Origin of the sequence: Terriglobus sp. YAF25 (genome assembly GCF_052113305.1) — a bacterium.
GTDB lineage: Bacteria > Acidobacteriota > Terriglobia > Terriglobales > Acidobacteriaceae > Terriglobus.
Map to the genome: position 1 here is coordinate 1 of NZ_JBFRCY010000248.1, position 5,732 is coordinate 5,732.

The 5,732-nt window shown below is 60.0% G+C and carries 6 protein-coding genes; all 6 read left to right on the plus strand.

Going from position 1 to position 5,732, the window contains the following annotated elements; all coding sequences use genetic code 11:
* Window positions 1-271: 271 nt before the first annotated feature.
* The 6 genes from AB4043_RS12100 (at window position 272) to AB4043_RS12125 (ending at window position 5,660) form a co-directional block, all read left to right on the plus strand.
* On the plus strand, window positions 272-670 hold the full coding sequence (locus AB4043_RS12100; protein WP_442302066.1) for a hypothetical protein: 399 nt from the start codon (window positions 272-274) through the stop codon (window positions 668-670).
* A gap of 284 nt (window positions 671-954) precedes the next feature.
* On the plus strand, window positions 955-2,094 hold the full coding sequence (gcvT, locus tag AB4043_RS12105; RefSeq protein ID WP_442307148.1) for a glycine cleavage system aminomethyltransferase GcvT: 1,140 nt from the start codon (window positions 955-957) through the stop codon (window positions 2,092-2,094).
* Between the two features lie 54 nt (window positions 2,095-2,148).
* Window positions 2,149-2,526, plus strand: a complete 378-nt coding sequence (gene gcvH, locus AB4043_RS12110; protein ID WP_442302064.1) for a glycine cleavage system protein GcvH — start codon at window positions 2,149-2,151, stop codon at window positions 2,524-2,526.
* Complete coding sequence (gcvPA, locus tag AB4043_RS12115) at window positions 2,526-3,851, plus strand: aminomethyl-transferring glycine dehydrogenase subunit GcvPA (protein ID WP_442302063.1); 1,326 nt, start codon at window positions 2,526-2,528, stop codon at window positions 3,849-3,851. The genes gcvH and gcvPA overlap by 1 nt, the downstream gene beginning before the upstream one ends.
* On the plus strand, window positions 3,851-5,395 hold the full coding sequence (gene gcvPB / locus AB4043_RS12120) for an aminomethyl-transferring glycine dehydrogenase subunit GcvPB (RefSeq protein WP_442302062.1): 1,545 nt from the start codon (window positions 3,851-3,853) through the stop codon (window positions 5,393-5,395). The genes gcvPA and gcvPB overlap by 1 nt, the downstream gene beginning before the upstream one ends.
* A 1-nt stretch (window position 5,396) precedes the next feature.
* The gene (locus tag AB4043_RS12125; RefSeq protein ID WP_442302061.1) at window positions 5,397-5,660 is read left to right on the plus strand and encodes a hypothetical protein; all 264 of its coding nucleotides are present in this window, start codon (window positions 5,397-5,399) and stop codon (window positions 5,658-5,660) included.
* Window positions 5,661-5,732: the final 72 nt, after the last annotated feature.

A 5,732-nucleotide genomic window follows, 5' to 3' on the forward strand; every position in this document is an offset into this window, starting at 1 on the left:
GGGTATGGTGGTCGCTCCATGCGTCTTCGAGTTGGTGGGCAAGATCCCCAATTGTTTTTCCCTTTTCGATTGGTTTCTCCTCTTCTTTCTCTCTCTTCTTCTCCGGCTCAGCACCTGGCCTGGAGATCAGAAACGCGGCAGCAGCGGCGCCCACAAAAGCAGCCGAAAGAATAAGCATTCTCATGCCTGGTTGGATTACAGGTCGATCCTGCGGGGTTGGTCTTGCAACACGTGTTTCAGGGAAAAACTTCCCAACGCGTAAACTGGAGACATGGATAAGGTGCGGCTGGGAAAGGTGCTGGGTGCGGGCGTTCGACACGCCGCGCGCACCGCCATTGAAGCCAGCAAGGCGGCTGCCGCCCCCGATCCAACGCCGGCTCCACGGCAGAGTGCGCGCCAGCACATCGATGTGCGCCGTGCCGCGCAGGGCGCCAGCCGGGGCTTCTTCGGCACCGTCAAACACGCCGGCCGAGCCGTCTGGCTGCAGGTGATGGGCACGCTCTTCGCCTTCTTTGCCCTGTATTTTGTGCAGGCGACGATTACCCATTTCGCCTCCTACCGCGAAGGCGGAGTCCATCGGCAGCAGTGGTACATGAGCGCGGCGATTGCCCTGCTTTTTACGTGGTTTGCTGTCACCAGCTTTGTCCGGGCGGCAAAGAAGCCCCGTTAGGGCGTATCGGCAAGTTCGATCTATCCCACCCATCGCGATGCGATGGATGGGGCACCCAATGCATGGGATAGCCGGAATTTGCTAATGCGACCTGGATCTTCGCCCATCCCGGGCGGCGTGGCAGCCGGGGGTACCGGTCGCTGCGAAATGACAAAAAAGGGCCAAATCTCTCTTATCTCCTTTGCGCGGTTAGCGCACATGTGTGACACATCCGGCCCCCTGAATTAAAATCAATCCTTGCCCTTCGCACCACAATCCAAGCTCAAACAAAGGTGGTCGTAACCGTGTCTGACTCTGGCTCCGTGCTTCGTAAAACCGCATTGAATGCCACCCACCGCGCCCTGAAGGCCAAGATGGTCGACTTCGGCGGATGGGATATGCCGGTCGAGTACTCGGGCCTGATCGCCGAGCACCTGGCTGTCCGCACGGGTGTGGGTCTCTTCGATGTCTCGCATATGGGTGACATCCAGCTCCGCGGGCCGGGTTCGCTGGATGCCGTGCAGAAGCTGTTGATGAACGACGCCAGCAAGCTGCAGATAGGACAGGCGCACTACTCCGCCATGCTGACCCCCGAAGGCACCTTCGTCGACGACGTGGTGCTGCACAAGCTCAGCGAGAACGACTACCTGATCGTCATCAACGCCGGCACGCGCGAGAAGGATGTGCATTGGGTCCGCAAGACCATCGGCATGATGCCGAGTGTTCATATCAACGACTTCAGCGATATGTACACGCAGCTTGCCATCCAGGGCCCGAAGGCCATCGATGTGCTGCGCAAGCTGACCGATGTTGACCTGGACGCCATCAAGAACTACTGGTTCACCTGGGGCAAGGTCTGTGGTTTGTATAACGTCCTGGTCGCCCGCACCGGCTACACCGGCGAAGACGGCTTCGAGATCTATGTCCCCTCCGACGAAGCCACCAGCGCTCGCGTCTGGAATGAGGTTATGGAGGCCGGCAAGGAGTTCGGCATTCTGCCTTGCGGTCTGGGCGCGCGCAACACGCTTCGCCTGGAGAGCGCTATGGCCCTCTACGGTCACGAGATCTCTGACACCATCAACGTCTTCGAGGCCGGCCTGGGCCGCTACTGCAAGCTTGATAAGGACGCCGACTTCGTCGGCAAGCAGACGCTGCTCGCCGTGCAGGCGGAGGGTGGACCGAAGCGCAAGCTGGTAGGCCTTGAGACCATTGACCGCGGCATCGCCCGCGATGGATATCCGGTCTTCACGCTCGATGGCAAAGAGATCGGGGTCGTTACCTCCGGCTCGCCTTCGCCTTTCCTGAAGAAGAACATTGCCATGGCCTACGTTCCTRTAGAGCTGAGTGCCGTAGATACAGAGCTGGCCGTACAGGTCCGCTCCACCATGGTGAAATCGAAGGTAGTTCCGTTGCCCTTCTACAAAAAGCCTAAGAAGACCACGTAGTTTTGCAGTTTCCGTTGCATCCGATTTTTCTAAAGACTGGAGAGCGCACCCGCAATGGCTTACCCGACCGAGTACCGCTACACGAAAGAACATGAGTGGATCGCAGCCGATGGCAGAATCGGCATCACCGACTACGCGCAGTCGACGCTGGGCGATATTGTCTTTGTCGAGCTGCCTGCCGTGGGCGCTGAGCTGAAGGCCGGTGAGAGCTTTGGCACCGTCGAGTCCGTAAAGGCCGTCAGCGATCTGTACTCGCCGGTGAACGGTAAGGTCCTCGAAATCAATGAAGCCCTGAACTCCGCTCCGGAATCGGTGAATGCCGATGCCAATGCGACCTGGATGATCAAGTCCGAGTTCGATGCCTCACAGCTCGAGAGCCTGCTGACCGCCGAGGCCTATGAGAAGTTCATCAGCGAAGAGACGGGCCACTGATGCGTTATCTACCAAAGAGTCCCAGCGACCGTGAGGCGATGCTCGCCGATATCGGCGCGAAGTCCATCGACGATCTGTTCGCGACGGTTCCGGCGGAGTATCGCCTGAGCCGCGACCTGAATGTTCCGCGGCAACATGGCGAGCAGGAGGTCATCGAGCACTTCAAGGCATTTGCCGAGAAGAACGCTCTTGGCTATGCCAGCTTCCTGGGCGCGGGCGCCTATCGTCACTATCGTCCCGTTCTGATCGACACGGTGGTCTCGCGTGGTGAGTTTCTGACCAGCTATACGCCGTACCAGCCGGAGATCGCGCAGGGAACCCTGCAGGCGCTCTTCGAGTTCCAGACGATGATCTGCGAGCTGACCGGCATGGAGATCTCGAATGCCTCCATGTACGACGGCTCAACCGGTGCTGCCGAGGCTGTGATGATGGCGGTTCGGGTTACCGGACGTAACGGAGCTGTCGTTGCGCGCACGGTGCACCCGGAGTATCGCGAGGTGCTGACGACCTATGCGCAGCATCAGTCCATCCCGAAGACCGAGGTCGACTATGACCCCGCGACCGGACGTGTGGATCTGGCCAAGCTCGATGCCGCTATCACCGATGACACCGCCTGCGTCCTGATCCAGTCGCCGAACTTCTTCGGAACGATTGAAGATGTGGCCGCGATTGCGGATATCGCGCATAAGAAGGGCGCTCTGTTGATTGTCTCGATCGCCGAGGCGGTTTCGCTCGGCATCGTTAAGCCACCGGCTGAGGCCGATATTGTCGCGATGGAAGCGCAGTCCTTCGGTGTTCCCGTGGGCTATGGTGGGCCGTACTGCGGCGTCATTGCCTGCAAGGAGAAGTTCCTGCGGCAGATGCCCGGACGCCTGGCCGGCGAGACCAAGGATATGGACGGCAAGCGCGGCTTCGTATTGACGCTGTCCACTCGCGAGCAGCATATCCGCCGCGAGAAGGCGACCTCGAACATCTGCACCAACCAGTCGCTGGTGGCGCTGATGGTGACGGTCTTCCTGACGGTCTACGGTAAGGGTCTGAAGGAGCTAGGCGAGCAGAACCTGGCGAAGGCTCACTACGCGGCACAGACCATCGGCGGCACCGGCAAAGTGCTGTTCGGTGGAGCGCCGCGCTTCAACGAGTTCGTGTATCAGGGCTCACAGACATCCGAAAAGGGCAATGCCGCATTGCTCCAATCCAAGATCGTCGGCGGCCTGCCGCTGGAGAAGTTCTATCCCGAGCTCGGACCGAACGCTTCGCTCTGGTGCGCTACCGAGCTCACGACCAGGGCACAGATTGATGCTGCGGCGGAGGTGCTGAAGTAATGGGAGATAAGTTTGTAGGAACCCCGAAGAAGGCCTCAGTCCACGTTAATCAGAACGAGGACCTGATCTTTGAGAAGTCGTCGCCGGGCAAGAAGGCTTACCGCCTGAGCGAGCTGGACGTTCCGGCTGTGGACGCCGCCGCGCTGCTGGGCGATGCTGTCCGCACCGACCTCGGCGTGATGCCGGAGCTCTCAGAGATCGAAATCGTTCGTCACTTTACGCGCCTCTCCACCTGGAACTATGCGATCGATCTCGGCATGTTCCCGCTGGGAAGCTGCACGATGAAGTACAACGGCCGCGTGAATGAGCTGGTCGCCCGCCTGGAAGGCCTGGCCGAGGCGCATCCCTATCAGCCGGAGTCGTTGTCGCAGGGTGTACTGGAGATCATGCAGGTGCTCACGGATTCGCTGCTGGATATCACCGGCATGGACTCCATCACACTGCAGCCCGCTGCGGGCGCGCATGGAGAGTTCACCGGCATTCTGCTGGTGCGTGCGTATCACGAGAGCAAGGGCAATCCGCGGAAGAAGATCCTGATTCCGGACTCGGCTCACGGGACGAATCCCGCTACGGCTGCGGTAGTCGGCTACCAGGTGCAGAACCTGAAGTCGAATGCCGAGGGCATGGTCGATCTCGCCGAGTTGGAGAAGCTGGTCGATGAGGATACAGCAGCGCTGATGCTGACCAATCCTTCAACGATCGGTGTCTTCGAGAGCGAGATCCATAAGATCGCCGACATTCTCCACGCCAAGGGCGCGTTGCTGTACATGGACGGCGCTAATATGAACGCTCTGGTTGGCAAGGTTCGTCCCGGCGACTTCGGTGTGGACGTGATGCACCTGAACCTGCACAAGACCTTCTCCACGCCGCACGGTGGCGGCGGCCCAGGTTCCGGTCCGGTGGCCTGCAAGAAGATTCTGGAGCCCTTCCTTCCGACACCCGTGCTCGCGACCAAGAGCGACGGTATGCTCACACTGGACTACAACCGTCCGCAGAGCGTCGGCCGTGTGCGCGCCTGGTACGGTAACTTCGGTATGTTTATCCGCGCCCTGGCCTACATTTTGGCCAACGGTCCGGATGGCCTGCGCCAGACGACGGAAGACGCTGTTCTCAACGCCAACTATCTACGCGCCAAGCTGGAAGATGTCTTCGACCTGCCCTTCAAGACGGCGTCGATGCACGAGGTCGTCTTCAGCGATAAGCTGCAGGCGAAGAATGGCGTGAAGACCGGCGACATGGGCAAGCGTCTGCTCGACTACGGCTTCCACGCCTATACGGTGAGCTTCCCGCTCATCGTTGCCGGCGCGATGATGATTGAGCCGACCGAGAGCGAGAGCCGTGAGGAGCTGGACCTGCTGGTCGATGCTCTTCGCCAGATCGCACGTGAAGCTGAAGAAAATCCGGAGCTGGTGAAGACTGCTCCGCATACAACCCGCCTGCGGCGCCTGGATGAGACCACGGCTGCGCGTAAGCCGGTCCTTCGCTGGAAGGCTCCGGTTGCGAGCACCCCGTTGACTCCCGATACCGCAGCGAAGGAGTGGTAGTTTGGCGAATGTCTTCCACGACCGGCGCGAGGAACTCGAGAAACACGAGTTCATGATGGGCGTTGCTCGTGGAAGACTCGCCGTGTCGCTCGATGTGCTGACAGATGCCCTGGCTATGGTTGGACAGCATGGCGTCTACTGCACCTCGAACCGTAATCCGGCGGTTCCGGCGCTCGATCTGCAGTTTGTTCTCTCGCAGATTACCGGGGCGAAGGAGCTGATTCAGTCGGTGATGCAGGAGCTGGAGAGCCAGAAGCAGCCATAGGAGTTCTTGCCTTCCTTGCCCACCCTAGCGTTGCGAGGGTGGGGCACCCCGGCAAGGTAAGCATGCTAGGGG

Bases quoted from the DNA above. Each gene is read 5' to 3' on its own strand.
- AB4043_RS12100 (WP_442302066.1), top strand. From the start codon at position 272: ATGGATAAGGTGCGGCTGGGAAAGGTGCTGGGTGCGGGCGTTCGACAC.
- gcvH (WP_442302064.1), top strand. From the start codon at position 2,149: ATGGCTTACCCGACCGAGTACCGCTACACGAAAGAACATGAGTGGATC.
- gcvPA (WP_442302063.1), top strand. From the start codon at position 2,526: ATGCGTTATCTACCAAAGAGTCCCAGCGACCGTGAGGCGATGCTCGCC.
- gcvPB (WP_442302062.1), top strand. From the start codon at position 3,851: ATGGGAGATAAGTTTGTAGGAACCCCGAAGAAGGCCTCAGTCCACGTT.